Origin of the sequence: Streptomyces sp. NPDC028635 (assembly GCF_040637635.1) — a bacterium.
GTDB lineage: Bacteria > Actinomycetota > Actinomycetes > Streptomycetales > Streptomycetaceae > Streptomyces.
This window is the reverse complement of record NZ_JBEZWX010000005.1, coordinates 1-26,412: the sequence shown is the minus strand read 5'-3', so window position 1 is coordinate 26,412 and position 26,412 is coordinate 1. Positions and strand designations below refer to the sequence as shown.

Genomic DNA, 26,412 nt, shown 5'->3' with positions numbered 1-26,412 from the left:
ACGGCCGCCCGGGCAACCCAGCGCCCGGGCGGCCGCGTCGTGCCGGACATGACGCACGACGCGCCGCACCGGACACACGACCTGCCGCACAGGGCACACGACCTGCCGGACCGGACACACGCCCTGCCGCGCAGGGGACATGACCTGCCGGACCGGGCACACGACCTCCCGGCCGCCGGGCACGACCTGTCGCCCGGGCCGGCCCACGACCTGCTCGCCACCCTGCGCCCGCTGCTCACCGCCGAGGCCCGGGCCGAGGCGCACGCCTGCGGGGGCGAGGCCGCGGATCTGGAGCAGGCGGTCTGGCTGCGGCTGCTCGAACGCCTCGCCGCCGCCGGCCCGCCGCCCGACCCGCAGGGCTGGCTGCGCCGGGCCGTCCGCGCCGAGGCCCGCCGCGCCCGTCGCACCCGGCGGCGGGAGGAGCGCTACGACGGTGAGCCGGCCGGCAAGGAGCCCGGCCCCGAAGCGCTCGTGCTGGCCGCCGCGCGGGGGCGGGCCCTGCGGGCGGCGGTGCGCCGGCTGCCGGGCCGGTGCCCGCGCCTGCTGGAGGCGCTGCTGTCGCCGCGGGACCTGACATACCGGGAGATCGCGGGGGAGTTGGGTATCTCACAGGGCAGTCTCGGCCCGGAACGCTCCAGATGTCTGGGATGTCTGCGGCGTTTGCTCGTACGGGAGGTTGCGGCGCGCTGACCGCGGGGATAGGAGTGGGGGACAACAGATGATCAGGTGAGCGGGAGGCGTGCGCACATGGGCATGAGCGTGACCATCTCTGCGGCGACCGAGCAGGATGCCGAACAGATCTTCAGGCTGCAGTACCTCTGCTTCCAGAGCGAGGCCGCGCTGTACGGCAACTACCGCATCGACCCGCTCGTCCAGACCCTGGACTCGGTGCGCGAGGAAGTCGCCCGGGACTGCGTCTTCGTGGCCCGGCTCGGCGACGAGGTGGTCGGATCGGTGCGCGGCAGCGTCACCGAGGACGGCTCGGCGGCCATCGGCAAGCTCTGTGTCCACCCGCGGCTCCAGGGCCACGGCATCGGCGCCCGGCTGCTGCGCACGGCCGAGACGGCACTGACCGAGGAGCACGGCGTCACCCGGTTCCGGCTGCACAGCGGCCACCGCAGCGAGGGCAACCTGCGGCTGTACCGCAAGGTCGGCTACCAGGCCGTCGGTACCGCCGAGGGCACCGACGGCGTCCGGATGATCGTCCTGGAGAAGCCGGCCGGGGTGTACGCGCAGACGGCGTGAGTCAGGGCTGCTGCTGCCGCGACCTGCGCAGCCAGTAGATCGCCGAGAGCGGCAGCAGCACCGGAATGAAGATGTATCCCATTCCGTAGTCGGACCACACGGTCGCGTCGGGGAACGCCGACGGCTCGACCAGGGTCCAGGTGCCGACGGTCAGCACGCCCGCGAGTTCCGCGGCGCAGCACCACAGGGCGGCCCGTCGGGCCCTCTCGCCGCCACGCACCAGCGAGTACGTGATGAAGCCGTAGACGACGCCGGCCACCGCCGACAGCGAGTAGGCCAGCGGCGCCCGGTCGAACTCGGTCGCGATCTGGTAGACGGAGCGCGACACCGCGCCGACCACCATCACGCCGTACAGCCACACCAGCAGCATGCCGGGCCCGCTGATCAGCCGGGCCGGCTTCTCCTGCACCGCCGTCATCTCAGCCTCCCCAGATGTCGTAGAGCCGTACTTCCAGCACGGCGAGCACCACGCCGCCCGCGGCGACGGTCACCGAACCCCACCGGGTGCGCTCGGCCAGCGACATGAACCCGGCCGCCGGAACGCACGCGAAGGCGCCCAGCAGATACGCCACGAAGATCGCCGTGCCCTGCTCCGGCTTCTCGCCCCGCGCCAGCTGCACGATCCCGACCACGAGCTGGACCACGGCCAGCAGCGAGACCACGCCCATGCCGATGAAGTGCCAGTCCTTGGTCGGCTGGTCACGATAGGCCGCCCAACCGCACCAGGCGGCCAGCAACAGCGCGGCGACCCCGGTCACCAGCGTCAGGACATCAAGCATGCAGCGACTTTATTACGGCCGAATCGTCCCGCCGTCCGCACCCCTGCCGTCGGCGCCCGGCCCCTGGGTGCCCGCCGCCCGGCTCACCGTGGCGTTGGCCACAACCACCGCGTCCACGGGTCCGGCGCCGGCCCCGTCGGGGTCCGCCCGCCGGCCCCGTCCGCACTGGTCAACGCCGCCGGCGCGGAGACCGATGTCCGGGCGTGCGCCGCGTCCGATGCCGTCCCACCACTGTCCACTATCCGGACAGTTCCGACCGGTCAGCACCGTACGTCTGCTTTACTGATCGCATGACCACGACGAGCGACCGCATCCCTGCGACCGAGGCGACCATGACGCCCGGTGCTCGTTGTATGTGTCGTACGCGCCGAATGTGCGCCTGCTAGAGGGCCCCCGCACCACCTGAGCCTCGCGCCCCGAAGCGAGTGCCCGCTCGTGTCCCGCCCCGCGCGACCGAGCCCCCGCCCCGCGCGCGCACGTTCCACCCCCCACGGCCGCACCTTCGCGCCGAAGAACACGCCGCGCCCCGGCTGCCTTCGATTCTTCATGCCCCGTGCCCGGCGCCCACGACGTGCCGCGCACTCGACAGTGACGGAAACCCCACGTGATCACCACCCAGGGCCTCACCAAGGTCTACCGCTCACGCGGCCGCGAGGTCACCGCCCTGGCCGGCGTCGACCTGCACGTCCGCGAAGGCGAGGTCTACGGCGTCATCGGCCAGTCCGGCGCCGGCAAGTCCTCCCTCATCCGCTGCGTCAACCTGCTGGAGCGCCCCACCTCCGGCACCGTGACCGTCGCCGGCCAGGACCTCACCGCCCTCGCCGGACGCGGCCCCCGCGCCGGCCGCGAGCTGCGGCAGGCCCGCAGCCGTATCGGCATGGTCTTCCAGCACTTCAACCTGCTGTCCTCGCGCACCGTCCAGGACAACGTCGAACTGCCCCTGGAGATCCTCGGCCGCTCCGGCAAGGACCGCTCCCGCAAGGCGCTCGAACTGCTCGACCTCGTCGGCCTCGCCGACAAGGCGGGCGCCTACCCCGCCCAGCTCTCCGGCGGCCAGAAGCAGCGCGTCGGCATCGCCCGCGCCCTGGCCGGCGACCCCAAGGTGCTGCTCTCCGACGAGGCCACCAGCGCCCTCGACCCGGAGACCACCCGCTCCATCCTGACCCTGCTGCGCGACCTCAACCGCGAACTCGGCCTCACCGTCCTGCTCATCACCCACGAGATGGACGTCGTGAAGAGTGTCTGCGACTCCGCCGCGCTCATGGAGAAGGGCCGCATCGTCGAATCCGGCACGGTGAGCGAACTGCTCGCCACCCCCGGCAGCAAGCTCGCCACCGCGCTGTTCCCGGTCGGCGGCGAGGCCTCCGCGGACGACCGCACCGTCCTCGACGTCACCTTCCACGGCGAGGCCGCCACCCAGCCGGTCGTCTCCCAGCTCGCGCGCACCTACAACATCGACATCTCGATCCTCGGCGCCGCCATCGACACCGTCGGCGGCCTGCAGATCGGCCGCATGCGCATCGAGCTGCCCGGCCGCTACGAGGACAACGTCGTGCCCATCGGCTTCCTGCGCGAGCAGGGACTCCAGATCGACGTCCTGGGCCAGGAGCCCGTGCTGGTGAAGGAAGGTGCCAAGTGACCTGGTCCGAGATGCAGCCCCTGCTGTCGCAGGCGTGTTGGGACACCCTCTACATGGTGGGCTGGTCCACCCTCATCGCCGTCGTCGGCGGCCTGCCGCTCGGCATCCTGCTGGTCCTCACGGACAAGGGCGGACTGCTGCAGAACGTCGTCGCGAACAAGGTCATCGGCCAGATCGTGAACATCGCCCGCTCGATGCCGTTCATCATCCTGATGGTCGCGCTGATGGGCTTCACCCGCTGGGTCACCGGCACCACCATCGGCCGGGACGCCGCGATCGTGCCGCTCGCCATCGGCGCCATCCCGTTCTTCGCGCGGCTCGTCGAGACGAGTGTCCGCGAAGTGGACGGCGGCCTCGTGGAGGCGGTCCAGGCGATGGGCGGCAGCACCTGGAAGGTCGTGCGCAGTGTCCTCGTGCCCGAGTCGCTGCCCTCGCTGATCTCCGGCACCACCACCACGATCATCGCCCTCATCGGCTACTCGGCCATGGCCGGCACCGTCGGCGCCGGCGGCCTCGGCGACATCGCCATCCGCTACGGCTACCAGCGCTTCGAGACCGGACTGATGTGGATCACGGTGGCCATCCTGGCCGTCGTCATCTCCCTGCTGCAGTTCGCCGGCGACTACACCGCCCGCACCCTGCACCGCCGCACCGGCAAGACCGGTGGCCTGCTCCTGTTCCGCCCGATGCGCGGCGTCTTCGGCGGCACGGCCGCCGCCGACGCCGTCCGCAAGGCCTGAGCACCCCAGAACTCCCCGTTCACCTCACAACGGGGTCGCACCACCCATAAGGAAAGGCACTTTTCGTGCGTAACACCGCCAAGATCACCACCGCCGTCCTCGCCGCCGGAGCCCTCACCCTGGGCCTGTCCGCCTGCGGCTCGGACAAGGACTCCGCCAAGGACCCGAACGCCACGCTGACCGTCGCGGCCACGCCCACCCCGCAGGGTGAGATCCTCACCTACATCAAGGACAACCTGGCGCAGAAGGCCGGCCTCAAGCTCGAGGTCAAGGAGTTCACCGACTACGTGACCCCGAACACGGCCGTCCAGCAGGGCGAGGTCGACGCCAACTACTTCCAGCACAAGCCGTACCTCGACGACTTCAACAAGAAGAACGGCACCGACATCGTCCCGGTGCCCGGCGGCACGGTGCACCTGGAACCCCTCGGCGTCTACTCCAAGAGCCTGAAGAAGCTCGCCGACCTCACCTCCGGCGCCACCGTCGCGCTGCCCAACGACACCACCAACGAGGCCCGCGCGCTCAAGCTGCTCGAGGACAACGGGGTGATCAAGCTCAAGGCCGGTGCCGGGTACTCCGCGACCCCCAAGGACGTCACCTCCAACCCCAAGAACCTGAAGTTCAAGGAGCTGGAGGCCGCCCAGCTGCCGCGCTCCCTCGGTGACGTGGACGCCGCCGTGATCAACGGCAACTACGCGCTGGAGGCCAAGCTCAGCCCCGCGAAGGACGCCCTCGCCGCGGAGAACGCCAAGAACAACCCGTACGCCAACTTCCTCGCGGTGAAGAAGGGCGACGAGAGCGACCCGCGCGTCAAGAAGCTCGCCAAGCTCCTCACCTCGCCCGAGGTGAAGAAGTTCATCGAGGACAAGTACCAGGGCGCCGTCGTCCCGGCGTTCTGAGCCCGCGCGTGCGCCAACGGGGTCCACTCCTCACGGGGGGTGGACCCCGTTGTGCGGTTCAGTGGTTACATGCTGCATGCTGGGCAGTTCAGTGAGCCCTGACGGTTCCTCAAGAAACTCCCGAAGGTTACGGAGCGTCGCATGACTAGCACCTTCCCCAACATCTCCATCAGCACGGAGCGGTTGGTGCTGCGTCCCCTCGACGACGACGACGTGCCCGCCCTGACCGAGATGATGAACGACGAGCAGGTCGCCGCCTGGACCGACGTGCCCCGGCCGTTCACCGAGGACGCCGCCCGGCAGTGGATCACCGAGTACGCACGCGCCGAGCGCACCACGGGCCGCGGCCTGGACCTCGCGGTCACCGAGTTCCTCACCCAGCGCCTGGTCGGCGTCGTCCAGCTCACCAAGACCAACTGGCACATCCGGTCCACCGAGCTGTCCTACATCGTCGCCCCCTGGGCGCGCGGCGAGGGCTACGCCTCCGAGGCCGCGCTCGCCACCGCCCAGTGGCTCTTCAACGACCAGAAGTTCGAACGCATCGAACTGCGCACCGCCGCCGACAACACCGCCTCCCAGCAGGTCGCCCAGAAGATCGGCTGCATCAGCGAGGGCGTGCTGCGCAACGCCTGCATAGTCCACGTCCGCACCGAGGACGGCACGTGGACCGACGTGCGTACCGACTTCATCGTGTGGAGCCTGCTGCCGGAGGACCTCGAGGGAGCCGACGAGCAGCTCGCCGACACCGGCGGCTTCGCGCCGTACTCCGACTGGAACTGAGCCGCGGCACCCCACCAGGTACGCTCAAAGCCGCCCCCGGGCCCAGCACCCCTGACGACCTGCGCAAACCTGGAGACTGACGACGATGGCCGACCGGGTCACGGTGATCGGCTGGGACGGCTCGCCGCTGACCGACGCGGCACGCGCCGCCCTCGGCGCCGCCACGCTGGTGGCCGGTGCCGCCCACCACCTGGCACTGCCCGAGGTGCCGCCCGCCGCCGAACGCATCCGGCTGGGCAGCGTCGCCCTCGCCGCCCGCCGCATCGCCGGCCACCGCGGCACCGCCGTCGTCCTCGCCGACGGCGACCCCGGCTTCTTCGGCGTCGTACGCACCCTGCGCGCCCCCGAGTTCGGCCTCGAGGTCGAGGTCGTCCCCGCCGTCTCCTCCGTCGCCGCCGCCTTCGCCCGCGCCGGCATGCCCTGGGACGACGCCCAGGTGGTCGTCGCCCACCCGCGCACCCTGCGCCGCGCGGTCAATGTGTGCCGCGCCCACACCAAGGTCGCCGTCCTCACCGCCCCCGGTGCCGGCCCCGCCGAACTGGGGCTGCTCCTGGAGGGCGTCCACCGCACCTTCGTCATCTGCGAGGAACTCGGCACCGAACGCGAACAGGTCTCCGTCGTCACCTCCGACAAGGCCGCCGACCACACCTGGCGCGACCCGAACGTCGTCATCGTCATCGGCGGCCGGGCCGGCGCCGCCGAGGACGGCGGCTGGATCGCCGGCCGCGATCCGGCCACCGCACCCCGCGGCTGGACCCTGCCCGCCGACGCCTACGACGGCCACCTCGGCGAGGGCGAGACCGAACCCCTGCGCGCCGCGCAACTCGCCCGCCTCGGGCCCCGCGTCGGCGACCTCGTGTGGGACATCGGCTGCGGCTCCGGCGCCTTCGCCACCGAGGCCGCCCGCGCCGGCGCCGCCGTCCTCGCCGTCGACCAAGACCCCGACGCCTGCACCCGCACCGACGCCGCCGCCCGCCGCCACGGCGTCCAGCTGCAGATCGTGAACGGCACCGCCCCGCAGGTCCTGGAGGACCTCCCCGAACCCGACGTCGTCCGGGTCGGCGGCGGGGGCGCGGCCGTCGTCTCCGCCGTCGCCGACCGGCGCCCGCAGCGCATCGTCACCCACGCCGGCACCCGCGACGCCGCCGAACTCATCGGCCGCGACCTGACCGAGCACGGCTACCACGTCCAGTGCGCCCTGCTGCAGTCCGTCGAGCTCGACACCCGGGCCTGGACCGAGACCGAGCGGAGCGTGGCGTTCCTGCTCACCGGGGTGCTCGCGGACCGAACCCCGTGATCGGCTTGTCGTATCGCGGGGTAGGCTGGCCGATCGTCGTACCGCAACCGGTCGCCCGGCGCTCCGCCGGTCAATGTCCGTAAAAACCGGTCCGTTTCGGGGCGGGTGTGGTACGGCAGAACGCGTGGATGCGCAACGTGGCGCAGTCCACAGCGGGCTGTCGCGGATCACGCTGTCGCGACGGCGCAACGGCCGGGACAATGCCACTGAATGGCTTTGTCGCCTTTTCCGGGCGGTCGTTCGTGCCGCTGGGCACGCCCGCTCGTTCTTCACTGCGGGGCGGTCGGTGCGCCGTTCCGGGTGAACTGGTCGTAGAGGCACTAACCGATGGGCGAGGGGTACGCATGACCGACACCGGCCAGGTCCCGGGCGAGGGGCTGCCGGAGAACGCAGGCACGGTGGAGCAGCCGGGCGTCTCCGCGCCCGGTGCGTACGCCTACCTCTCCGAGAGCCCCGCCGAGGACGAAGACCTGCTGCTGCCCGGCTCCCACGGCGCCTGGGGCAACGAGGTGGCGCCGCCCGCGCCCGAGCCGGTCGTCGAAGCCGTGCACGAGCCCGGGCCGCACGAGCTGTCCGGCCGCGACAGCGGCTCCGTCGACCTGAACGGCGTACGGCTCCCGGGCCCGGCCCCGCAGCGTACGGCGCCCACCCGGCCCATCCCGCCGATCACCCCCCGCCGGCCGCTGCACCTCGGCCCGCCGATCCCGGACGCCTCCGCGAGCCCGGTCCGCTCCCTCGCCGACCGCGGCCCCGCCGACGCCCCGGTCCGCCAGGCCGTCCCGTCCGCCACCGGCCCCGAGTACCTCGACGCCCCGCAGCAGGCCGGCGCGCCGGCGCCCGCGGAGGCCGCGCCGTGGCCCGCGCAGGCTCAGGTGGCCGCCGCGGCGGCCCCTGCCGAAACGGTCAACCCGGCGGCGGCGCCGCAGCCCGGCCCGGTCGACGCGGCCCAGGCCGCCGTGGCCCGCCTCGCGACGGAAGCGGTCACGGCGACCGGCAGCCATGTGCTGCCGCCGCAGGCCCAGCAAACGGCGACGGAGACGCCGGCCCACGGCGCGGCCGTCGACGCCGGGGCCGAGGCGGTGGCGCCGGCCGAGGTGCCGACGTCGGCTGAGGTGTCGGCGCAGGCCGAACAGCCCGAGGCCGTGCAGCCCGAGGCCGTGCAGCCGGAGCAGGAGGCGCCGGCGGCTGCCGATGCCACCGTTGCCGATGCCGCCGTTGCCCAGACGCCGGTGCAGGATGCGGCGGCCGAAGCCGGTGCCGAGGTGGCGCCTGCCGAGGGTGCCGACGGTGCTGTGCACGCTGCCGCCGCCGGCGCGCAGGCACCGGCCGACGCCCCGGCGCAGCCGGTCGCGGCCGAGACCGCCGAAGCCCCCGGCGCCGAAAACGGGCCCGTGGATGAGCCGGCTGCCGAGGCGCCGACGGCGGACGAGCCGGCTGTGACGGAGGCGGCCGTGGCGGAGCCGGCTGTGACGGAGGCGGCCGTGACGGGGGAGTCCGTCGCTGCCCAGCCGGGCGAGGACGCCGCCGCGCGAGCGGTCGAGCCGGTCGACGCGCAGCACCACCCCGTCGATGCCGCCCAGCCCGCCGCTCCGGCCGAGGAAGCGGCGCAGCCCGCCGAGCCGGTCACCGAGGCCGCTCCGGTCGCAGCGGCCGAGCCCGCCGCCGAGCCGCTCCCGGCCGAGGCCCCGCCCGCCGCTCAGCCGGACGCCGCCGAGGCCGCCCCGCCCGCCGGGCCCGTGGTGCCCGAGGCGGTCCAGCCGGTCGCCGCCCCGGTCGAGGCGTCGCAGGCCCCCGAGGTGCCGCAGGCTTCCGTGCGTCCCGCCGAGGCGCAGACGCCCGAGCCGTCGGCCGCCGCCGAGGCACCGCAGGCCGACGAGCCGTCCGCGGCCGATGCCCAGGCAACCGACGTCCCCGAGGCGCAGGGCACCGAGGCCGCCCCGGCGGACGCTCCGACGGCGCCCGGGGCCCCCGCCGCAGCGCAGGCGACCGAGTCGTCCGAGGCCACCGCGATCCCGGAGGCCCAGCCCGCCGCCGTGGCACCGCAGGCCAAGGCGCCCGCTGCCGCCCCGGCTGAAGCGCCCGCCGCCCCGGCACCGGAGGCTTCGCAAGCGCCCGCCGCCCCGGCGTCCGAGGCAGCGGCAGCGGAACCCGCCGCCGAGGTCCCGCAGACTCCCGAGCCGGCCGCCCCCGACGTCCCCCAGGCTGCCGAGCCGACCCAGGCTGAGCCGGCGGCTGCCGAGCCGACCCCCGCAGCCGAGCCCGTCGCCGCCGAGCCCGTCGCCGCCGAGCCCGCCCCCGCCGAAGCCGACCAGGCCCCGGAGCCCGCCCCCGTGGCGGCCCCCCAACCCGTCGAGCCTACCGCCGAGGCTCCGCTGCCCGCCGAAGCGGGCGTCCCGGCCACCGAGCCGGCCCCCGCAGTGTCCCCGCAGCCCACCGACACCCCGGCCGCCGACCCGGGTACCGCCCAGGTCGCCGCCCCGCAGGACGCGTCCGCCGCCGCACACCCCCCGGTGGCAGTCGCCGCAGCCCAGGAGAACCCCCTGCCGACCCCGGACGAAGCGGCGCAGCCCGCGCCCGCCCCGGCCCCCCAGCCGGACACCCAGATCGCCGCCCCGGCCGACGCCACCGCGCCCGTCCAGGGCCTGCAGGTGCCGCAGGCACCGGACGCCCCGCAGCCGCCGGTGGCCGTCGCCGCCCCCGAAGCTCCGCAGCCCGCCGCACCGCAGGCCGCGCAGCCCGCTGCCGCGCCCTCCGACGCGCAGCCGGCCCCGTCCGACGCCGCGGTCGCGCTGCCGATCGGGCAGTTCGTGCCGGTCGACGGCCAGGTGCCCACCACTCCGCACCTCGCCCCCACCCCGCCGCACCCCCTCACGCTGCCCGTGGAAGAGCCGGCCGCGCAGCCCGTCGCCCCGGTCCCGGCCCCCCGTGAGGCCGAGGCCGACGCCGGTGTCGTCCAGCACGCGGACGAGCTGCGGACGAGTGCCGCGGACCAGGACGACCTGGAACCGCAGGCAGACCAGGAACAGCCGGAACCCCGGGACGACCGGGACGACGAGAGCAAGGCCGCCGTGGCAGAGGCACCACAGTCCACCGGCCCGGCCGCGCCCGCCTACGACGAGGCCGAGCGCGAGGCCGTGCTGAAGGTGATGCGGGAGCGCCGCGACATCCGCAACGGCTTCCGCGGCGACCCCATCCCGCACGAGGTGCTGCTGCGCGTCCTGGAGGCGGCCCACCACGCGCCGTCGGTCGGCCACTCCCAGCCCTGGGACTTCGTCGTCATCCGCTCCGCCGACACCCGCCGCGCCATGCACGAGCTGGCGATGCGGCAGCGCGACGCGTACGCCAAGTCGCTGCCCAAGGGCCGGGCGAAGCAGTTCAAGGAACTGAAGATCGAGGCGATCCTCGACACCCCGGTGAACATCGTCGTCACCGCCGACCCGACCCGTGGCGGCCGCCACACCCTCGGCCGCCACACGCAGCCGCAGATGGCGCCGTACTCCGCCGCGCTGGCCGTGGAGAACCTGTGGCTCGCCGCCCGCGCCGAGGGCCTCGGCGTCGGCTGGGTCAGCTTCTTCGACGAGCGCGAGATGGTCCGCGCGCTCGGCCTGCCCGAGCACCTGGAGGTCATCGCCTACCTGTGCGTCGGGTACGTCGACGAGTTCCCGGACGAGCCCGAGCTGATGCAGGCCGGCTGGTCCAAGCGCCGCCCGCTGTCGTGGGTCGTGCACGAGGAGACGTACGGCCGTCGCGCGCTGCCCGGCGAGGAGCCGCACGACCTGCTCGCCGAGACCGTCGCGCAGATCCGCCCGCTGGACGCCAAGGCGCTCGGCGAGGCCTGGGAGCGGCAGAAGCGGATGACCAAGCCGGCCGGCGCGCTCGGCATGCTGGAGATCATCTCCGCGCAGCTGTCCGGGCTGTCCCGGCAGTGCCCGCCGCCGATCCCCGAGCCCGCGGCCGTCGCGATCTTCGCCGGCGACCACGGTGTGCACGCCCAGGGCGTCACCCCCTGGCCCCAGGAGGTCACCGCCCAGATGGTGGCCAACTTCCTGGGCGGCGGAGCGGTCTGCAACGCCTTCGCCAACCAGGTCGGCGCCGAGGTCTGTGTCGTGGACGTCGGCGTGGTGGCCGACCTGCCCGCCACGCCCGGCCTACTGCCGCGCAAGATCCGCGGCGGCACCTCCGACATGACCACCGGCCCCGCGATGACCCGCGAGGAGGCCAAGAAGGCCATCGAGGTCGGCATCGAGACCGCCCGCGACCTCGTGGCGGCCGGCAACAAGGCGCTGCTCACCGGCGAGATGGGCATCGCCAACACCACCGCGTCCGCCGCGCTGATCTCCGTCTACACCGGCGCCGACCCGGCCGAGGTCACCGGCCGCGGCACCGGCATCAACGACGAGACGCTGGCCCGCAAGACCGACGTGGTCCGCCGCGCCCTGGAGCTGCACCAGCCGGACCCGGCCGACCCGATCGGCGTGCTCGCGGCGATCGGCGGCTTCGAGCACGCGGCCATGGTCGGCCTGCTGCTCGGCGGAGCCTCCCTGCGGACGCCGGTGATCCTGGACGGCGTCAGCGCGGGCGCCGCCGCCCTGGTGGCCCGCGCCATCGCGCCCGAGGTCCTCGCCGCCTGCATCGCCGGCCACCGCAGCGCCGAGCCCGGCCATGTCGCCGCGCTCAACAAGCTGGGCCTGCGCCCCCTGGTCGACCTCGACCTGCGCCTCGGTGAGGGCACCGGCGCGCTGCTCGCCCTGCCGCTGGTGCAGTCCACGGCCCGGGCGATGCACGAGGTGGCGACGTTCGACTCGGCCGGCGTCACCGAGAAGTAGGCGACGCGCCGCACGGGCGGTCCGGCGTTCACCTGCCGGACCACCCGTGCGCCCCGCCCCGCCCACCGCCTAAAATCCGCACGTCAGGGCCGCTCCGGAGCCGCAGCGCGCCCCACCACACCGCTGTACGAGGAGCCGTCCCTCATGGCCGAACACCCCGCCTACCCCGTAGGCCTCCGCCTCACCGGCCGTCGCGTGGTCGTCCTCGGCGGCGGCCAGGTCGCCCAGCGCCGCCTGCCCGCCCTCATCGCGGCCGGTGCGGACGTCCACCTCGTGTCGCCGGGGGCGACCCCCTCGGTCGAGGCCATGGCGGACGCGGGCGAGATCACCTGGCACCGGCGTCCCTACCAGGACGGCGACCTCGCCGAGGCCTGGTACGCCCTGATCGCGACCAGCGACACCGACGCCAACACCGCCGCCTCCGCCGAGGCAGAGCGGCACCGCGTGTGGTGCGTGCGCTCCGACGACGCCGACGCGGCGACCGCCTGGACACCGGCCACCGGTCACAGCGAGGGCGTCACCGTCGCCGTACTGACCACGAACGCGCGCGGCCGCGACCCGCGCCACACCGCCGCCATCCGTGACGCGGTGGTCGAGGGCCTGCGCGACGGCACGCTGGTCGCCCCCCACCACCGCACCCGCACCCCGGGTGTCGCCCTGGTCGGCGGCGGTCCCGGCGACCCCGACCTGATCACCGTGCGCGGCCGGCGCCTGCTCGCCGAGGCCGACGTCGTCATCGCCGACCGTCTCGGCCCGCGCGACCTGCTCGCCGAACTCCCGCCGCACGTCGAGGTGATCGACGCGGCGAAGATCCCTTACGGGCGGTTCATGGCGCAGGAGGCCATCAACAACGCCCTCGTCGAGCACGCCAAGCAGGGCAAGTCCGTCGTCCGGCTCAAGGGCGGCGACCCGTACGTCTTCGGCCGCGGCATGGAGGAGCTCCAGGCGCTCGCCGAGGCGGGCATCCCCTGCACGGTCGTGCCCGGCATCTCCAGCTCGATCTCCGTCCCCGGCGCGGCGGGCATCCCCGTCACCCACCGCGGGGTCGCCCACGAGTTCACCGTCGTCAGCGGCCATGTCGCGCCCGACGACGAGCGTTCCCTGGTCGACTGGCCGTCGCTGGCCCGGCTGACCGGCACGCTCGTCGTCCTCATGGGCGTCGACAAGATCGGCAAGGTCGCCGAGACGCTCGTCGCCCACGGCAAGTCCCCGGAGACCCCGGTCGCCCTCGTCCAGGAGGGCACGACGGCCGCGCAGCGCCGCGTCGACGCCACCCTCGCCACCGTCGCGGAGACCGTCCGTGCCGAGGACGTGAAGCCTCCGGCGGTCATCGTCATCGGTGAGGTCGTGAAGGTCGGCCCGACGCCGTAACCCGGGCCTCCCTCTCACCCGCGCCGCCCGCTCCGCACGCACGACAAGGCAGTATCACCCCGTGGCCGAACTCATCACGATCGACGATCCCGACGACCCGCGCCTGACCGACTACACCGGCCTGACCGACGTCGAGCTGCGCCGCAGGCGCGAGCCGGCCGAGGGCCTGTTCATCGCCGAGGGCGAGAAGGTCATCCGGCGGGCCGGGGAAGCCGGTTACGCCATGCGCTCGATGCTGCTGTCGGCCAAGTGGATCGACGCGATGCGCGACGTCATCGACGCGTCGGCGGCACCGGTCTACACGATCGACCCGGAACTCGCCGAACGCGTCACCGGTTACCACGTCCACCGCGGCGCCCTCGCCTCCATGCAGCGCAAGCCCCTGCCCACGGCGGCCGAGCTGCTGGCGCACGCGCGCCGCGTCGCGGTCATGGAGTCCGTCAACGACCACACCAACATCGGCGCGATCTTCCGCTCGGCCGCCGCCCTCGGCATGGACGCGGTGCTGCTGTCCCCGGACTGCGCCGACCCCCTCTACCGGCGCAGCGTGAAGGTGTCGATGGGCGCGGTCTTCTCCGTGCCGTACGCCCGCCTGGAGACCTGGCCCAAAGGGCTCGACCCGGTGCGCGAGGCGGGCTTCACGCTGCTCGCCCTCACCCCCGACGGCAAGGCCAGGACCCTCGACGAGTGCGCCCCGCACACCATGGACCGGGTCGCGCTCATGCTCGGCGCGGAGGGCGACGGCCTGTCACGGCAGGCCCTGGCCGCCGCCGACGAGTGGGTCCGCATCCCCATGTCCCACGGCGTGGACTCCCTCAACGTGGGCGCCGCCGCGGCGGTCGCCTTCTACGCGGTGGCGACGGGCCGCCCGCAGCTCTGAGACGGGCGCGAGCGCAGGACCCCGCCGGGCTCCGAGTTCGGCCGGTGCCGCGCCGTCGGTCCGGCCACGCGGTGCGCCCGGGGCAGCAGTGTGATCGCTTCCGGCGCGGTCCGAGGCCGGTATCGCCTTGCCGGTCCGGCCCGCGGTCCGACGCCCGGGCGTTGTCGCTCCCGGCGCGCTCTCCGAGGCCGGCCGTGCTGCCGGTCCGGCCGGCGCTCTGAGGCAGGGGAACGCGTCAGCGCCCCGCGGCAGGCTGCCGCCTGTGAGACAGGGCCGCCCTCAGCTGAGACAGGGGGCCGCTCTCAGACCGCCGAACTCCGTAGCGGAGGTCTCTCAGTCCCGCCGCAGCGTCGACGCGTACCGCTGCGACATCAGCTCGTCGTCGGGCAGGGGCGTGAACCCGGGCCGCGCGCTCTCCGGCGACCGGTGTGTCCGCTGCGTCCGGCCCGCCTCCGGCGTCCGGCGCGTCTGCTGCGCCTCCTGCGTCTGTCGTACGCCGCTGTCCCCGCCGAGTCCCCGGGCCGGGCCCTCGCAGCCCTGGACGAGGGCGATGCCGAGCGCCACCAGCAACGTCACCACCACGAACACGGTCAGCCGCTGGCGCAGCAGCCGTGGGTTGGCCGGGCGCAGCCGCGTCCCCGTGGTGCGCGGTGCCGGACGTCCGGAGCCGCCGCGCTGCGCGGGCCGGCCGCCGTTGCCCGGCCGCCGGCCGTCGCGGGAGGCCGGCGTCGGCCGGCCGTTCGACCGGGAGCCGGAGCCGCCCCGCGACGCCGGACCGCCGCCGCGCGCGGCCGCGCTCCCGCCCCGGGAGGGGCTGTCACTCCGGGAGGGCGCCCCGCCCCGGCCCACGCCGGCCCGCGATCCCGCGTTGCCGCGCGGCAGCGGGGTCCCCGGGCTGCTCCCGGGGGTCTGCGGCCGTCGCTGGGTGTGCTCCGGGTACAGCGTGTCCGCGAGCCGCCCCGTGGGCCGGTCGGCCTCGGCGGCGCGTGGTGCGGGCGGACGCACGTCGGCCAGGCCCTGCGCCTCGCGCGCCGCGATCTCCTTCAGCCGCAGCGACAGCTCCAGCGTGCTGGGCCGCTCCTCGGGGTCCTTCGCCAGGCAGGTCCGCACCAGCGGCGCCAGCGCGTCCGGTACGCCGTGCAGTTGCGGCTCCTCGTGCACCACCCGGTACAGCATCACCTCGGAACTGCCGTGTCCGAACGGCGAGTCACCGGTGCACGCGTACGCCAGGGTCGCCCCCAGCGAGAACACGTCCGTGGCCGGTGTGACCGCCGCGCCGCGCACCTGCTCCGGCGCCAGGAAGCCGGGCGAGCCTACGGCCGTGCCGACGTGCGTGAGCGTGGAGGCGCCGGTGGCCCAGGCGATGCCGAAGTCGATGATCCGCGGGCCCTTGGGGGAGAGCAGGATGTTGGACGGCTTCAGGTCCCGGTGCACCACGCCGGCCTCGTGCACGGCGACCAGCCCCTCCGACAGGGCGGCCCCGACCGCGGCGACGTCGGCCGCGATCAGCGGTCCCTCGTCGGCGACCTTGTCGTGCAGCGACGGTCCGGGGACGTACTGCGTCGCGAACCAGGGCCGGTCCGCCTCCAGGTCGGCGGCGACCAGCCGGGCCGTACACCCGCCGCGGATGCGCCGTGCCGCCGAGACCTCGCGCGCGAACCGCGACCGGAACTCCTGGTCCTCCGCGAGATCGGGACGGATCACCTTCAGCGCGACCCGCTGCCCCTTCTTGTCGGAGCCCAGGTAGACCACGCCCATCCCGCCCGCGCCGAGCCGTCGGTGAAGCCTGAACGAGCCGACGACGCGCGGGTCCTCGCGCCTCAGGCGCATCATCGCCATGTTCATCCCCGCTGCCCGGTCCGTGTGACGTGGCACAGCTTACGTTTCCACGGCCGGTTGCGCGCAGAGGCCGCGCCCTCTCGTGCCGATGCGTTGCCGGTCGCGGGCACGGCACTTGAGGCCGGGTCAGAAGTGCTGCCGAGGGTTTGCCTGCGGACCAGGACGGATCTCAACCGCCCACGGAACGAGCCAAGTTGATCTTGGGGTCCACGGCAGCCGCCGGTCGGCCCCGGCCCTGGGGGACACCCCGGGTCCGCGCAGGGGACAGACGGGCGGGGTCTGCCGCCGGGCGACGACGGCGGTACGCCGCAGAGCGGACGAAGTGATCGAAGTCACCCGGCCGGGCCCGCTGGGCGGGGCGGAAAGGCCGGGACGAACCCGCCCGTAGCGGACGCCCCCTCCGGGAAGACCCCGAGACCCGGGTCCGCGTCTCCACCCAGGGGAGTACGTCCCCGGTGACGGCTCATCCTCCGGGAGGCCCGGCAATCGGTACGAAGGCATGACGTCCGCGGTCCGCGGCCCGCCTAGATTTGAGGTCAAGCGGCGGGTGCAGTACTCGTCCCCCGAGGTCACGACACTCGCCGCTGCCAAGGACAACCGAGCACGGTCGGGAGAGGGACCATGGCCCACACGGCACCGCGGACGCTGCTCCGCACGCAGGGACGCCTCACGCGTCCCCGCCGCACGGGCCGCCGCCACCCCCTGGTGGCGACGCTGATGGCCCTTCCCCTGGCGGCCCTGCTCCTGCTCGTCTTCGACGGCTGGGAGACAGTGGCCACACAGGCGTCGTCCGTGGGTGTGATGCTGGGGCGCTGAGCGGCGACCCCAGGCCCGGAAGAGCGGTCCGGGCGGGGACATCCATCCATGAAACCCCGTGGGGACGGGGGTGCGGCGGACGGCAAAAATGCCGGCGCAGCTGGGGAGCTGCGCCGGCATTGCTCTGCCCGCCCCGCGTGCACCGGGACCCCGGACACCGAAAATCCTCGTACTCTCACCCCCATGCCCACTGACCTCCTCGCCGACCTCGCCCGCCAGGTCAGACAAAGGGCCCACCCCGACGACACCCGCTGCGACGCCTGCGCGGCAAGCACGCTGGCCGACCGCCCCGACGCCACCGTCGTGCGCCACGCCGGCACGGTCGCCAAGGCGCACGCACCCCACACCGACCCCGCCGGTCTCGCCCCCCGCCTCGCCGTCGCCGCCCGGCTGCCCGACGTCCTCCTCGCCCCGCTGGCCGCGGCCCCGCTCACCCTGCACGGGCGCCCGGTGACCTTCTGGCCCTACGGCGCCCCCGTGGACCCCGGCGACCCGGACGCCGCCCCCTGGGAGGCCGCCGCCACCCTCCTCGCCCGCCTCCACCGCACCCCCGCCCCGCCGGGCCTGCCCGCGATGCGCGGCCCGGCCAAGGCGGCGGACGCGATCACCCGCCTGCGCGCCGCCCTGAACGCCGCCCCCGCCGAAGCCCGTATCCCGTCGCCCTCCGCCGAAGTCACCGGCGCCGGCATTCCCCCGCTTGCCGCCGAAGGCACGGGCGCCGGCATTCCCCCGCTCTCCGCCGAAGCCACCGGCGTCGGCACTCCCACCCTCCCCTCCCAAGGCGCCGGCGCCCGCACTCCCACCCTCCCCTCCCAAGCCACCGGGGCCCGCACCCCCACCCTCCCCGACGACCGCACCGGCATCCCCCCTCTCCTCGCCGAGGCCACCCCCGTCCTGCGCGCCTGGGCCGCCCTGCCCGCCTGGGCCCGCGCCGAGGCGCCCATGCCCGGTCCCCTCGTCCTCTGCCACGGCGATCTGCACCTCGGTCAGCTCGTCCGGCACCCCGCGCCGGACGGGGCCTGGCGGCTCATCGACGTCGACGACCTCGGTGCCGGAGTGCCGGCCTGGGACCTGGCCCGGCCGGCCGCCTGGTACGCCTGCGGACTCCTCCCGCCGCAGGAGTACTCCCGTTTCCTGGACGCCTACCGTGCCGCCGGCGGCCCCGCGGTCCCCGCGACCGGCGACCCCTGGCCGGCGCTGGACGTGCCGGCGCGCGCCCTCACCGTGCAGACGGCCGCCCGCGCTCTCGTCAAGGCCGACGCCGCGGGCCGCCCGCTGGACGAGGTGGAGAGGGCCGTCGTGGACGCCTGCGCCCGCATGGACGGCGCCCCGGCGCAGACGGCGGCGCAGGTCACACCGTAGGGTGCAACCGACCGCGGCCGGACAGAGTCTGTCCTGGCGATACGCGAAGCAGGACCGAACGGCGAGGAGTTGAGCCGAGCATGCAGTGTCCCAAGTGTCATGCGCCCATGCACACCTACAACCGCAACGGCGTGCAGATCGAGCAGTGCAGCGGCTGCCGGGGGATCTTCCTCGACTACGGCGAGCTGGAGGCGCTGACCCGTCTGGAGTCGCAGTGGTCCCAGCCGGCCCCGCCCCCGCCCGCCCCGCAGGCCTACCCGGCCCCGCAGGCACCCGCCTGGGGAGCCCCGCAGCACGGTGGCCACCACGGCGGTCACTACGGCCACGGCGGTCACCACCGTCACAAGAGCTTCGGCCACATGCTCTTCTCCAGCTGAGCGCAGAGCACGAAGAAGCCCCCGGTCGCAGGACCGGGGGCTTCGGTGTGTGGACGATACTGGGATTGAACCAGTGACCTCTTCCGTGTCAGGGAAGCGCTCTCCCGCTGAGCTAATCGTCCGGGATCAGTGACCACCGGGTCACCGACAGTGCGCGATACTGGGATTGAACCAGTGACCTCTTCCGTGTCAGGGAAGCGCTCTCCCGCTGAGCTAATCGCGCGGGGGGTGCGGATCTCACGAGAAGATCCTCGGACCTCCGAGGAGATCCAGTGGACGATACTGGGATTGAACCAGTGACCTCTTCCGTGTCAGGGAAGCGCTCTCCCGCTGAGCTAATCGTCCTTGGAGGTGGAGACGGGATTTGAACCCGTGTAGACGGCTTTGCAGGCCGTTGCCTCGCCTCTCGGCCACTCCACCAGGAGTGTAGGGGATCGGGAAGATCCCTTACGTCCTTCGAGCGGACGACGAGGCTCGAACTCGCGACCTCAACCTTGGCAAGGTTGCGCTCTACCAACTGAGCTACGTCCGCCTGTCGTTTCGGTCCGCTTCCGCGTCCCGGCGACGTGTTGAACTCTAGCGGATTCCTGGGCCAGTACAAAAACGCGTTTGCGCAGCGTGCTGCGGTGCACCCCGGCGACGACCTGGTCGGGGCCGCTCACGCCGCTGCCCGGGCCACCGCGCGGACACGCCCGGGCCGCCCGGCGGACACCCGCCATAGACTCGACAGCGTGCTCGAACTGCCCCCGCTCGCCCGGTTCGGCGACCGCCTCGCCACCGGCCTGACCGACGTCACCGACGACCCCGCGGCCCTGGACTCCTCCGGCTTCTGGGCGGTCGCGGCCGACTTCGAGGGCCGGCTGACCTGCGCCCGCTTCTCGGACGTCCGTCACGAGCCGGTGCCCGCGCCCGTGCCCGGAGCCTGGCACGGCCCGGCCTCCGGCGACTGGACGTCCTCCCTCGACCGCGCCGCGTACACCGCGGGCGTGCGGCGGATCCGCGAGTACATCGCGGCCGGCGAGGTCTACCAGGCCAACCTCTGCCGCGTCCTGTCCGCGCCCGTCCCGCCGGACGCCGACGTGGACGCCCTCACCGCCCTGCTGGCCCGCGGCAACCCGGCGCCGTATGCCGGAACGATTCGGCTGCCGGCCCACGGCGTGGAGATCGCCACCGCCTCACCGGAGCTGTTCCTGCGCCGCGACGGGCGCGTCGTCGAGTCCGGGCCGATCAAGGGCACCGGGCGCACCGAGGCGGACCTGCTGGCGAAGGACTACGCCGAGAACGTGATGATCGTGGACCTGGTCCGCAACGACATCGGACGCGTGTGCGCCACCGGCAGCGTCACGGTCCCCGACCTGTGCGTCGTCGAGAAGCACCCGGGCCTCGTCCACCTCGTCTCCACCGTGCGCGGCGAGCTGCGCGAGGGGGCAGGCTGGCCCGAGCTGCTCGCCGCCGCGTTCCCGCCCGGCTCCGTCACCGGCGCCCCCAAGTCCAGTGCCCTGCGGATCATCGAGGAGCTGGAGACGGCACGGCGCGGCCCCTACTGCGGCGGCATCGGCTGGGTCGACGCCGACCGGGGCGCCGGGGAGCTGGCCGTCGGCATCCGCACCTTCTGGATCGACCGCGGCGACGGCACGCTGCGCTTCGGTACCGGCGCCGGGATCACCTGGGGATCCGACCCGGAGGGGGAGTGGCAGGAGACCGAGCTGAAGGCGTCCCGGCTGCTCACGGTAGCGTCGGGGGCGTACGAGGTGAGTGGAGAGGGAACGACGGCATGACGCACCGACCCCTGACGGCCGGCGGCGGCCGGGTCCCCGGCCCGAAGTTGCGAGGTGGCGACCAGTGAAGATCTGGCTGGACGGCGCGCTGCAGGACGTCGAGTCCGCCCGCGTCTCCGTCTTCGACCACGGGCTGACCGTGGGCGACGGCATCTTCGAGACGGTGAAGGCGGTGGACGGCACGCCGTTCGCCCTGACCCGCCATCTCGACCGGCTGACCCGCTCCGCTCGCGGCCTCGGCCTGCCCGACCCCGACCACGACGAGGTCCGCCGCGCCTGCACGGCCGTCCTGGCGGCCAACCCGATGCCGCTCGGCCGGCTGCGCATCACCTACACCGGCGGCCACGGCCCCCTCGGCTCCGACCGCGGCGAGCACGGCCCCACCCTGGTCGTCGCCCTGGGCGAGACCACCCGCCGTCCGGACACCACGGCCGTCGTCACCGTCCCCTGGACCCGCAACGAGCGCGGCGCCCTCACCGGCCTGAAGACGACCTCCTACGCCGAGAACGTCGTCGCCCTCGCCCGCGCCCACGAACAGGGCGCCTCGGAGGCGCTGTTCGGCAACACCGTCGGTCAGCTGTGCGAGGGCACCGGTTCGAACGTCTTCGTCGTGCTCGACGGCGAGATCCACACCCCGCCGGTCGCCTCCGGCTGCCTCGCCGGCATCACCCGGCACCTGGTCGTCGAGTGGACCGGCGCCAAGGAGACCGACCTCCCGCTCGACGTGCTCGAGCGCGCCGAGGAGGTCTTCCTGACCTCCACCCTGCGCGACGTACAGGCCGTGCACCGGGTCGACGGCCGTGAACTGCCCGGCGCCCCCGGCCCGGTGACCGCCAAGGCCATGCGCGTCTTCCAGGAGCGCGCCGGGGACGACCTCGACCCGTAGAGCGACGATATTCGGCTGACGCGGGGGCGTACGGCGGGTAGAACACCCGTGATGACCACGACTCTGCGGCCGACCGAGCCGCTCCAGCGAAACGCCGACGGGACCCGTTCGCGCCGCTTCCAGGTGTGCGTGAACGGCCGGCCCGTCGGCGCGGTGCACCTCGGCACCCACCCCGTCTTCGGCGACGCCGTCGCCCGGTTCCTGGACCTGCGCGTCGAGGAGCCCGACCGCCGGCGCGGACGCGCCACGGTCGCCGCGCTCGCCGCCGAGGAGGTCGTACGCGGCTGGGGCTGCCGGCGGATCGAGGCGACCGTCCCGGCCGACGCCGCCGCCGCGTTCCGCCTCGCCACGGCGCTCGGGTACGTGGTGCGCAACCGCAACATGGCCAAGCCGCTCGGCGACACCCCGCCCGTGCTGCCCGAGGGCAGCGTCGGGCGGCCGATGACGGACGAGGAGTTCGGTCCCTGGCTGACCCGGAACAAGGAGGAATACGCCCGCAGCTGGATCGCGCGCGGGGTGCCGGAGGCCGAGGCCCGGGCCAAGTCGGAGCGGGACCACACCGGTCTGCTGCCCGAGGGCCGCGCCACGCCCGGCATGCTCGTCAGCGTCCTCGAACACGAGGGGACCCCGGTCGGCACGCTGTGGCTGGCGCTGCGCGAGGACGGCGCGTTCGTGTTCGACGTCGAGGCCGACGCCGCCCACCGCGGCCGCGGGCACGGGCGTTCCCTCATGCTGCTGGCGGAGGCCCAGGCCGTCACGGCGGGGCAGCGGAGCATCGGCCTCAACGTCTTCGCGGGCAACACGCCCGCCGAGCGGCTCTACGAGTCCCTCGGCTACGAGACGACGCTGTACGCCGTCTACAAACACCTGGTGTAGGCGCGCCCCGCCGGGCGGGCATCGCATCCGTCCGAGGTGTCCGCGCCGTCCGCCGCAGGCACCCGGGGGGTCTCCCGGGCAGTGGTGGTCAGCTCTCCTGGGTCGGACGGAGCGGTGGTGGTCGGCTGTCCCGGCGCGCCTGCCGGGTGGTCAGCTCTCCCGGCCGGACGCCAGCAAGCGGTCGGCGATCTCCTCGACGCGCTCGCGCAGGCCTTCCTGGCTCGTGCCGCCGTCGAGACGCTCACCGCCGATGACGTACGTCGGGGTGCCCGTCACCCCGATCGCCTTGCCCTCGGCCTGGTCGGCGTCGACGATCAGGATGTGCCGGCCGTCGATCAGCGCGGTGTCGAACTCCTCGGCGTCCAGGCCGAGTTCGGCGGCCACCTCGACGAGGAACGGCTCTCCCTCCCGGTCCAGCTTCTCGACCCGGCCGAGCACCGCCTCGACGTACGGCCAGCCCTGCCCCTGGACCGCCGCCTCCTCGGCGGCCTGCGCCGCGGCGAAGGCGTGCTTGTGCTTCTCCAGCGGGAAGTGCCGCAACCGCACCTCCAGCCGTTCGCCGTAGCGGGCGCGCAGGGCGCGCAGGTCGTCGAGGGCGGTGCGGCAGTCGGGGCACTGCAACTCGCACCACACGTCGAGGACGACGGGGGACGCGGGAGGGGTGGCCGCGGGGGAGGACTCGCTCATGCGCCCAGTCTCCCAGTCCGGCCCCCGCCACCCCAAGCCGGACCGGGCAGCGGACCGCCCGCGCTCCTGCGGGCACGGCGGGGCGGTCAGGTCGACCGGACCTGCGAAGGAGGGGCCCGGGTGGAGGGTGTCTGCTCCCTGAGGTGGAGAGGACCCGGAGCCCCTGGGAGGAGGTCACCCGGACATCTCCCTGATGTCCGGCCTCAGGCGTGGCCCGCGACGGACCGGGCGGTGCAGGATGGAAGGGACGAACCCGACGGTCCGTCTGCCCGACCGAGCCCGCTGGAGGACCGGATGATTGCCGAGACCGTCTGCTCTGCCGTCGCCGCGGCCGGCCTGGGCATCGCGGTGGTCACCGCCTACCGCAAGCGCTACCTCGCGGCCGCCCGTATCGCGGCGTACGCCCTCGTGCCGCTCGGCCTGGTCATGACGGGGGTCGTCCAGTGGGCAGCCCACACCGCCTTCAGCCCCACGGCCTGGGCCGGTGTCGTGATCCTCGGCGGTGCCTGGGCTCTCTTCATGACGACCCGCGCCGTCGAACGCCGCCGCGGAGGCACCCGCGCCGAGCGCAAGGCGGCCCGAGCCGCCCGGCCCGACGCCGTCGCCCCGACCGCCTCCGCCGCCTCCCTCGGCCCGGGCACCCGGCCGGCGACCCGGTCCGCGACCGCGCCCAAGGCGAACGCGTCCGACGACTTCTCCGACATCGAGGCCATCCTCAAGAAGCACGGCATATGACGGACGGCCGCCCGCGGAAGGGCCGCGGGCCGAAACGACACAGTGGGTCCGCGCCCGCCCCGAAGTGATCACTCAACGATCACGGTTCGCGCAGGTCACAGAGGATTCCGGCGATCTCCCGGCATTAGGTGTGTGTTGATCGCCGAGCGGGCGCCGGCTGCGCCATCATCACCGCGAGATGCTGGACACGACGCAGCTGGACACGACACAGAGCGAGGCCGCGCCGCCGCAGGAAGAGCCGCGCGGCTGCCTCTTCGCCCTTTCCCAGCCACCGCTGATGATCTTCCTGGCGGTGATCGGGTGTCTGCTGCTCATGGCTTCGTTGCACGACCTGCTGCTGCTGTGAGCCGTACCCGTGGAGCCCGGCGTCACCCGCCGGGCCCCGCGCACCGGCCAGGGGTCAGCCGGCCGCTTCCTTGCGGCGCGCCCGGTAGGCGGCCACGTGCAGACGGTTGCCGCAGGTGCGGCTGTCGCAGTACCGGCGCGAGCGGTTGCGGGACAGGTCGACGAAGGCGCGCCGGCAGTCCGGTGCCTCACAGCGGCGCAGCCGCTCCTGCTCACCGGCCACCACGAAGAACGCCAGCGCCATGCCGCAGTCGGCCGCCAGATGGTCGGCGACCGACGCACCGGGGGCGAAGTAGTGCACATGCCAGTCGTAGCCGTCGTGGTCCGTCAGGCGCGGGGTGGTCCCGGCGGCGGCCACCAGATCGTTGATCAGACCGGCCGCGCTGCGCGGGTCCGGCGCGGCGAAGATGCCGGCGAACCGTCCGCGGATCTTGCGCACGCCCGACAGATCGAACTCCGACAGCACCCCCACATCGCTGATCTGGTGCTTTCGCACGAAGTCCTCGAGCGCGGCGACATCCGCCAGCCCGTCGGGCGTCGCGTCGTCCTCCGGCGCGGTGTTCACCAGATCCACCACGGCGTCGAGGGCGCACCGGGTGTCGTGGGTGATCAGCACGTTTCGCTCCCTGGCCTGGGGGTCGGGCGGGCGCCCGCCGATGGTGGCCGATGGTAATGGCTCCCGCCGGCCGCGCACCGGTCGCGTTCCGGCCCGTGGATGCCGGTAGAACGCGACGCGGCACGTCAGGGTTCCCGGGCGAACGCGAAGAGTGAGGGGAGCGGGGTGGCGAGCGGGACGGAGCGGGAGGGACCCTCGACGCGCGCACGCCGACGCCGCCCGGCAGCGAACTGCTCGGACGACGTCGGCGTACGCCCTATGCGGTTGTCCTGGCCCGAGCCGTCTCCCCGAGTGGACGGCGCCGGGCGGCTTGGTGAGGGCCGCGGCCTAGCTCTCCGCCAGGATGTGGGAGAGCTCTTTGTCGAGATCGAAGTGCCGGTGCTCCGTGCCGGGGGGCACGGCGGCGTCCGTCCGCTTCAGAAACGACTCCAGGGCCCGCGCCGGGGCCTCGAGCAGGGCTTCGCCCTCCGGCGAGCTCAGGGCGATGCAGACGACGCCCTGGCCGTGACTGCGCGACGGCCAGACACGGACGTCGCCGGTGCCGGTGGGTCGGTGAAGCCCCTCGGCGAGGAGGTCGCGGGCGAACACCCACTCGACGGTCTCCTCGGCTCCGGTGTGGAAGGTGGCGTGCACGGCGTAGGGGTCGGCCGTGTCGTACCGCAGGCCTGCGGGGACAGGCAGGGAGGACTCGCTCGACACAACGAGGCGCAGGTGCAGCTCGCAGCTGACCGTGGTGTTCATAAGCGCCAGGGCCTTTCGCTCAGTGTGCGCTCGGGGATTCGCACGTCGGCGAAATCGACATGCCACCTACGGTGCCGTTGTAAACCCCTCTGAGGGTTTTGCGTCTCTTTACGTAACTCTTCCGGCCGAGAGATCTTCGCGAACTACGGCCATTCCGGTGACTGGTTTCCTTCGGGTAAAGTTTCTCCGTATGAATACGGGGAGTGACGGTCCGGGCGAGGTTGTCGTGTCGGCGGACGGCGAGAAGCCGGGCGAGGCGCGGACGGGCGAGGACGAGCGGGGGCTCGGCTCCCGGGCGCCGGAATTCATCAAGTCCCGCCGGATGCTCCATCTGAGCTGGCAGGTGGGCGTCTTCGTGATCGGCCTCGCGGTGGTGGCGGCCGGCATCGTGATGCTGCCCCTTCCCGGACCCGGCTGGGTCGTGATCTTCGGCGGCATGGCGATCTGGGCGACGGAGTTCGTCTGGGCACAACTGGTGCTCCGCTGGACGAAACGGAAGGTCACCGAGGCGGCCCAGAAGGCGCTCGATCCCAAGGTGCGGCGGCGCAACATCATTCTCACCAGCGTCGGCCTCGTCATCGTGGCGGCGCTGGTCGGCTTCTACGTGTGGAAGTTCGGTTTCGTGATGCCATGGAAGATCAAGGATCAGTGACCCGCACCCGGACGGGCGGCGCGGGTCGCGGCCCGTCCGGCTCCGGGGTGGTCACAGGCACCCCCTGACATGGGGTAATGTTCTTCCTGCGCCCGGGCGATTAGCTCAGTGGGAGAGCGCTTCGTTCACACCGAAGAGGTCACTGGTTCGAACCCAGTATCGCCCACCCGGAACACCGGCCCGCCTGCGACAACCCAGGCGGGCCGGTGTCGAACGCCGGGCGGAACCCCCCCCGGCGCGACACCG

General features: G+C 73.7%; 25 protein-coding genes and 6 tRNA genes. 20 read left to right on the top strand and 11 right to left on the bottom strand.

Annotated features, from left to right (window positions below; genetic code table 11):
- The first annotated feature begins 186 nt into the window (after nucleotides 1-186).
- Both AB0E88_RS07275 and AB0E88_RS07270 read left to right on the top strand, forming a co-directional pair.
- Complete coding sequence (locus AB0E88_RS07275; RefSeq protein WP_361625944.1) at nucleotides 187-690, top strand: sigma-70 family RNA polymerase sigma factor; 504 nt, start codon at nucleotides 187-189, stop codon at nucleotides 688-690.
- 57 nt (nucleotides 691-747) lie between these two features.
- Nucleotides 748-1,245 carry a GNAT family N-acetyltransferase gene (locus tag AB0E88_RS07270; RefSeq protein WP_361625238.1) on the top strand — a complete coding sequence of 166 codons (498 nt, stop codon included), beginning with the start codon at nucleotides 748-750 and terminating at the stop codon, nucleotides 1,243-1,245.
- Nucleotide 1,246: 1 nt separating this feature from the next.
- On the opposite strand, the gene AB0E88_RS07265 is transcribed toward AB0E88_RS07270, so the two are convergent.
- Together AB0E88_RS07265 and AB0E88_RS07260 are read right to left on the bottom strand one after the other, a co-directional pair.
- Complete coding sequence (locus AB0E88_RS07265) at nucleotides 1,247-1,663, bottom strand: hypothetical protein (protein ID WP_361625235.1); 417 nt, start codon at nucleotides 1,661-1,663, stop codon at nucleotides 1,247-1,249.
- Between the two features lies 1 nt (nucleotide 1,664).
- Nucleotides 1,665-2,024, bottom strand: coding sequence for a hypothetical protein (locus AB0E88_RS07260; protein WP_361625232.1), 360 nt, complete (start codon nucleotides 2,022-2,024; stop codon nucleotides 1,665-1,667).
- 604 nt (nucleotides 2,025-2,628) lie between these two features.
- Between AB0E88_RS07260 and AB0E88_RS07255 the strand changes: the two genes are divergently transcribed.
- The 8 genes from AB0E88_RS07255 (at nucleotide 2,629) to AB0E88_RS07220 (ending at nucleotide 14,456) form a co-directional block, all read left to right on the top strand.
- Nucleotides 2,629-3,663 carry an ATP-binding cassette domain-containing protein gene (locus AB0E88_RS07255; protein ID WP_361625229.1) on the top strand — a complete coding sequence of 345 codons (1,035 nt, stop codon included), beginning with the start codon at nucleotides 2,629-2,631 and terminating at the stop codon, nucleotides 3,661-3,663.
- Nucleotides 3,660-4,403, top strand: a complete 744-nt coding sequence (locus tag AB0E88_RS07250; RefSeq protein ID WP_361625226.1) for a methionine ABC transporter permease — start codon at nucleotides 3,660-3,662, stop codon at nucleotides 4,401-4,403. Before AB0E88_RS07255 ends, AB0E88_RS07250 begins: the two co-directional genes overlap by 4 nt.
- A 65-nt stretch (nucleotides 4,404-4,468) precedes the next feature.
- The gene (locus AB0E88_RS07245; protein WP_361625223.1) at nucleotides 4,469-5,302 is read left to right on the top strand and encodes a MetQ/NlpA family ABC transporter substrate-binding protein; all 834 of its coding nucleotides are present in this window, start codon (nucleotides 4,469-4,471) and stop codon (nucleotides 5,300-5,302) included.
- Between the two features lie 141 nt (nucleotides 5,303-5,443).
- Nucleotides 5,444-6,082 carry a GNAT family N-acetyltransferase gene (locus tag AB0E88_RS07240; protein WP_361625219.1) on the top strand — a complete coding sequence of 213 codons (639 nt, stop codon included), beginning with the start codon at nucleotides 5,444-5,446 and terminating at the stop codon, nucleotides 6,080-6,082.
- Between the two features lie 85 nt (nucleotides 6,083-6,167).
- A complete protein-coding gene (gene cbiE, locus AB0E88_RS07235; protein WP_361625216.1) occupies nucleotides 6,168-7,379 on the top strand; it encodes a precorrin-6y C5,15-methyltransferase (decarboxylating) subunit CbiE in 1,212 nt (403 codons plus the stop codon).
- Between the two features lie 344 nt (nucleotides 7,380-7,723).
- Nucleotides 7,724-12,205 (top strand): nicotinate-nucleotide--dimethylbenzimidazole phosphoribosyltransferase, encoded by a 4,482-nt coding sequence (cobT, locus tag AB0E88_RS07230; protein ID WP_361625213.1) that lies wholly within the window; start codon nucleotides 7,724-7,726, stop codon nucleotides 12,203-12,205.
- 144 nt (nucleotides 12,206-12,349) lie between these two features.
- Nucleotides 12,350-13,576 carry a uroporphyrinogen-III C-methyltransferase gene (cobA, locus tag AB0E88_RS07225; RefSeq protein ID WP_361625211.1) on the top strand — a complete coding sequence of 409 codons (1,227 nt, stop codon included), beginning with the start codon at nucleotides 12,350-12,352 and terminating at the stop codon, nucleotides 13,574-13,576.
- 61 nt (nucleotides 13,577-13,637) lie between these two features.
- On the top strand, nucleotides 13,638-14,456 hold the full coding sequence (locus tag AB0E88_RS07220; protein ID WP_361625208.1) for an RNA methyltransferase: 819 nt from the start codon (nucleotides 13,638-13,640) through the stop codon (nucleotides 14,454-14,456).
- A 333-nt stretch (nucleotides 14,457-14,789) separates the two neighbouring features.
- Here AB0E88_RS07220 and AB0E88_RS07215 read toward each other — a convergent pair whose 3' ends face one another.
- On the bottom strand, nucleotides 14,790-16,301 hold the full coding sequence (locus tag AB0E88_RS07215; protein WP_361625941.1) for a protein kinase: 1,512 nt from the start codon (nucleotides 16,299-16,301) through the stop codon (nucleotides 14,790-14,792).
- A gap of 615 nt (nucleotides 16,302-16,916) precedes the next feature.
- Here AB0E88_RS07215 and AB0E88_RS07210 point away from each other — a divergent pair.
- From AB0E88_RS07210 to AB0E88_RS07200, 3 genes are all read left to right on the top strand, one after another.
- Entirely contained in the window at nucleotides 16,917-17,111 is a 195-nt protein-coding gene (locus tag AB0E88_RS07210; protein ID WP_361625205.1) for a hypothetical protein, read from the top strand.
- Nucleotides 17,112-17,294: 183 nt separating this feature from the next.
- Nucleotides 17,295-18,473: a phosphotransferase gene (locus AB0E88_RS07205; protein ID WP_361625202.1), complete on the top strand. Its 1,179-nt coding sequence runs from the start codon at nucleotides 17,295-17,297 to the stop codon at nucleotides 18,471-18,473.
- A gap of 80 nt (nucleotides 18,474-18,553) precedes the next feature.
- The gene (locus AB0E88_RS07200) at nucleotides 18,554-18,850 is read left to right on the top strand and encodes a zf-TFIIB domain-containing protein (protein WP_361625199.1); all 297 of its coding nucleotides are present in this window, start codon (nucleotides 18,554-18,556) and stop codon (nucleotides 18,848-18,850) included.
- Nucleotides 18,851-18,900: 50 nt separating this feature from the next.
- Here AB0E88_RS07200 and AB0E88_RS07195 read toward each other — a convergent pair.
- From AB0E88_RS07195 to AB0E88_RS07175, 5 genes are all read right to left on the bottom strand, one after another.
- Nucleotides 18,901-18,972: transfer RNA gene (locus tag AB0E88_RS07195), tRNA-Val, on the bottom strand.
- A gap of 29 nt (nucleotides 18,973-19,001) precedes the next feature.
- A tRNA-Val gene (locus AB0E88_RS07190) sits at nucleotides 19,002-19,073 on the bottom strand.
- 50 nt (nucleotides 19,074-19,123) lie between these two features.
- Nucleotides 19,124-19,195: transfer RNA gene (locus tag AB0E88_RS07185), tRNA-Val, on the bottom strand.
- 1 nt (nucleotide 19,196) lies between these two features.
- A tRNA-Cys gene (locus AB0E88_RS07180) sits at nucleotides 19,197-19,270 on the bottom strand.
- A 39-nt stretch (nucleotides 19,271-19,309) separates the two neighbouring features.
- Nucleotides 19,310-19,382: transfer RNA gene (locus tag AB0E88_RS07175), tRNA-Gly, on the bottom strand.
- Between the two features lie 199 nt (nucleotides 19,383-19,581).
- On the opposite strand from AB0E88_RS07175, the gene AB0E88_RS07170 reads away from it, so the two are divergent.
- The 3 genes from AB0E88_RS07170 to AB0E88_RS07160 all read left to right on the top strand — a co-directional run bounded on the left by AB0E88_RS07170 (nucleotide 19,582) and on the right by AB0E88_RS07160 (nucleotide 22,390).
- Nucleotides 19,582-20,628, top strand: coding sequence for a chorismate-binding protein (locus AB0E88_RS07170; protein ID WP_361625196.1), 1,047 nt, complete (start codon nucleotides 19,582-19,584; stop codon nucleotides 20,626-20,628).
- A gap of 64 nt (nucleotides 20,629-20,692) precedes the next feature.
- Nucleotides 20,693-21,514 carry an aminodeoxychorismate lyase gene (locus tag AB0E88_RS07165; RefSeq protein WP_361625193.1) on the top strand — a complete coding sequence of 274 codons (822 nt, stop codon included), beginning with the start codon at nucleotides 20,693-20,695 and terminating at the stop codon, nucleotides 21,512-21,514.
- 51 nt (nucleotides 21,515-21,565) lie between these two features.
- Entirely contained in the window at nucleotides 21,566-22,390 is an 825-nt protein-coding gene (locus AB0E88_RS07160) for a GNAT family N-acetyltransferase (RefSeq protein ID WP_361625190.1), read from the top strand.
- A 150-nt stretch (nucleotides 22,391-22,540) separates the two neighbouring features.
- On the opposite strand, the gene AB0E88_RS07155 is transcribed toward AB0E88_RS07160, so the two are convergent.
- Nucleotides 22,541-23,077 (bottom strand): DsbA family protein, encoded by a 537-nt coding sequence (locus AB0E88_RS07155; protein WP_361625187.1) that lies wholly within the window; start codon nucleotides 23,075-23,077, stop codon nucleotides 22,541-22,543.
- Between the two features lie 294 nt (nucleotides 23,078-23,371).
- Between AB0E88_RS07155 and AB0E88_RS07150 the strand changes: the two genes are divergently transcribed.
- Together AB0E88_RS07150 and AB0E88_RS07145 are read left to right on the top strand one after the other, a co-directional pair.
- Nucleotides 23,372-23,812 (top strand): hypothetical protein, encoded by a 441-nt coding sequence (locus AB0E88_RS07150; protein WP_361625184.1) that lies wholly within the window; start codon nucleotides 23,372-23,374, stop codon nucleotides 23,810-23,812.
- Nucleotides 23,813-23,990: 178 nt separating this feature from the next.
- Nucleotides 23,991-24,158 carry a hypothetical protein gene (locus AB0E88_RS07145; protein WP_361625181.1) on the top strand — a complete coding sequence of 56 codons (168 nt, stop codon included), beginning with the start codon at nucleotides 23,991-23,993 and terminating at the stop codon, nucleotides 24,156-24,158.
- A 54-nt stretch (nucleotides 24,159-24,212) separates the two neighbouring features.
- On the opposite strand, the gene AB0E88_RS07140 is transcribed toward AB0E88_RS07145, so the two are convergent.
- Nucleotides 24,213-24,773 carry a CGNR zinc finger domain-containing protein gene (locus AB0E88_RS07140; RefSeq protein ID WP_361625178.1) on the bottom strand — a complete coding sequence of 187 codons (561 nt, stop codon included), beginning with the start codon at nucleotides 24,771-24,773 and terminating at the stop codon, nucleotides 24,213-24,215.
- Nucleotides 24,774-25,100: 327 nt separating this feature from the next.
- On the bottom strand, nucleotides 25,101-25,514 hold the full coding sequence (locus AB0E88_RS07135; RefSeq protein WP_030011909.1) for an SsgA family sporulation/cell division regulator: 414 nt from the start codon (nucleotides 25,512-25,514) through the stop codon (nucleotides 25,101-25,103).
- 190 nt (nucleotides 25,515-25,704) lie between these two features.
- Here AB0E88_RS07135 and AB0E88_RS07130 point away from each other — a divergent pair, with 190 nt between their 5' ends.
- Both AB0E88_RS07130 and AB0E88_RS07125 read left to right on the top strand, forming a co-directional pair.
- On the top strand, nucleotides 25,705-26,166 hold the full coding sequence (locus tag AB0E88_RS07130) for a TIGR02611 family protein (protein ID WP_361625175.1): 462 nt from the start codon (nucleotides 25,705-25,707) through the stop codon (nucleotides 26,164-26,166).
- Between the two features lie 94 nt (nucleotides 26,167-26,260).
- Nucleotides 26,261-26,332: transfer RNA gene (locus AB0E88_RS07125), tRNA-Val, on the top strand.
- Nucleotides 26,333-26,412 lie beyond the last annotated feature (80 nt).

Coding starts and splice junctions, on each gene's coding strand:
- AB0E88_RS07215 (WP_361625941.1), bottom strand. CDS start 16,301: ATGAACATGGCGATGATGCGCCTGAGGCGCGAGGACCCGCGCGTCGTC.
- AB0E88_RS07135 (WP_030011909.1), bottom strand. CDS start 25,514: ATGAACACCACGGTCAGCTGCGAGCTGCACCTGCGCCTCGTTGTGTCG.
- cbiE (WP_361625216.1), top strand. CDS start 6,168: ATGGCCGACCGGGTCACGGTGATCGGCTGGGACGGCTCGCCGCTGACC.
- AB0E88_RS07260 (WP_361625232.1), bottom strand. CDS start 2,024: ATGCTTGATGTCCTGACGCTGGTGACCGGGGTCGCCGCGCTGTTGCTG.
- AB0E88_RS07150 (WP_361625184.1), top strand. CDS start 23,372: ATGATTGCCGAGACCGTCTGCTCTGCCGTCGCCGCGGCCGGCCTGGGC.
- AB0E88_RS07270 (WP_361625238.1), top strand. CDS start 748: ATGGGCATGAGCGTGACCATCTCTGCGGCGACCGAGCAGGATGCCGAA.
- AB0E88_RS07200 (WP_361625199.1), top strand. CDS start 18,554: ATGCAGTGTCCCAAGTGTCATGCGCCCATGCACACCTACAACCGCAAC.
- AB0E88_RS07205 (WP_361625202.1), top strand. CDS start 17,295: ATGCCCACTGACCTCCTCGCCGACCTCGCCCGCCAGGTCAGACAAAGG.
- AB0E88_RS07130 (WP_361625175.1), top strand. CDS start 25,705: ATGAATACGGGGAGTGACGGTCCGGGCGAGGTTGTCGTGTCGGCGGAC.
- cobT (WP_361625213.1), top strand. CDS start 7,724: ATGACCGACACCGGCCAGGTCCCGGGCGAGGGGCTGCCGGAGAACGCA.
- AB0E88_RS07155 (WP_361625187.1), bottom strand. CDS start 23,077: ATGAGCGAGTCCTCCCCCGCGGCCACCCCTCCCGCGTCCCCCGTCGTC.
- AB0E88_RS07160 (WP_361625190.1), top strand. CDS start 21,566: ATGACCACGACTCTGCGGCCGACCGAGCCGCTCCAGCGAAACGCCGAC.
- AB0E88_RS07240 (WP_361625219.1), top strand. CDS start 5,444: ATGACTAGCACCTTCCCCAACATCTCCATCAGCACGGAGCGGTTGGTG.
- AB0E88_RS07145 (WP_361625181.1), top strand. CDS start 23,991: ATGCTGGACACGACGCAGCTGGACACGACACAGAGCGAGGCCGCGCCG.
- AB0E88_RS07210 (WP_361625205.1), top strand. CDS start 16,917: ATGGCCCACACGGCACCGCGGACGCTGCTCCGCACGCAGGGACGCCTC.
- cobA (WP_361625211.1), top strand. CDS start 12,350: ATGGCCGAACACCCCGCCTACCCCGTAGGCCTCCGCCTCACCGGCCGT.
- AB0E88_RS07265 (WP_361625235.1), bottom strand. CDS start 1,663: ATGACGGCGGTGCAGGAGAAGCCGGCCCGGCTGATCAGCGGGCCCGGC.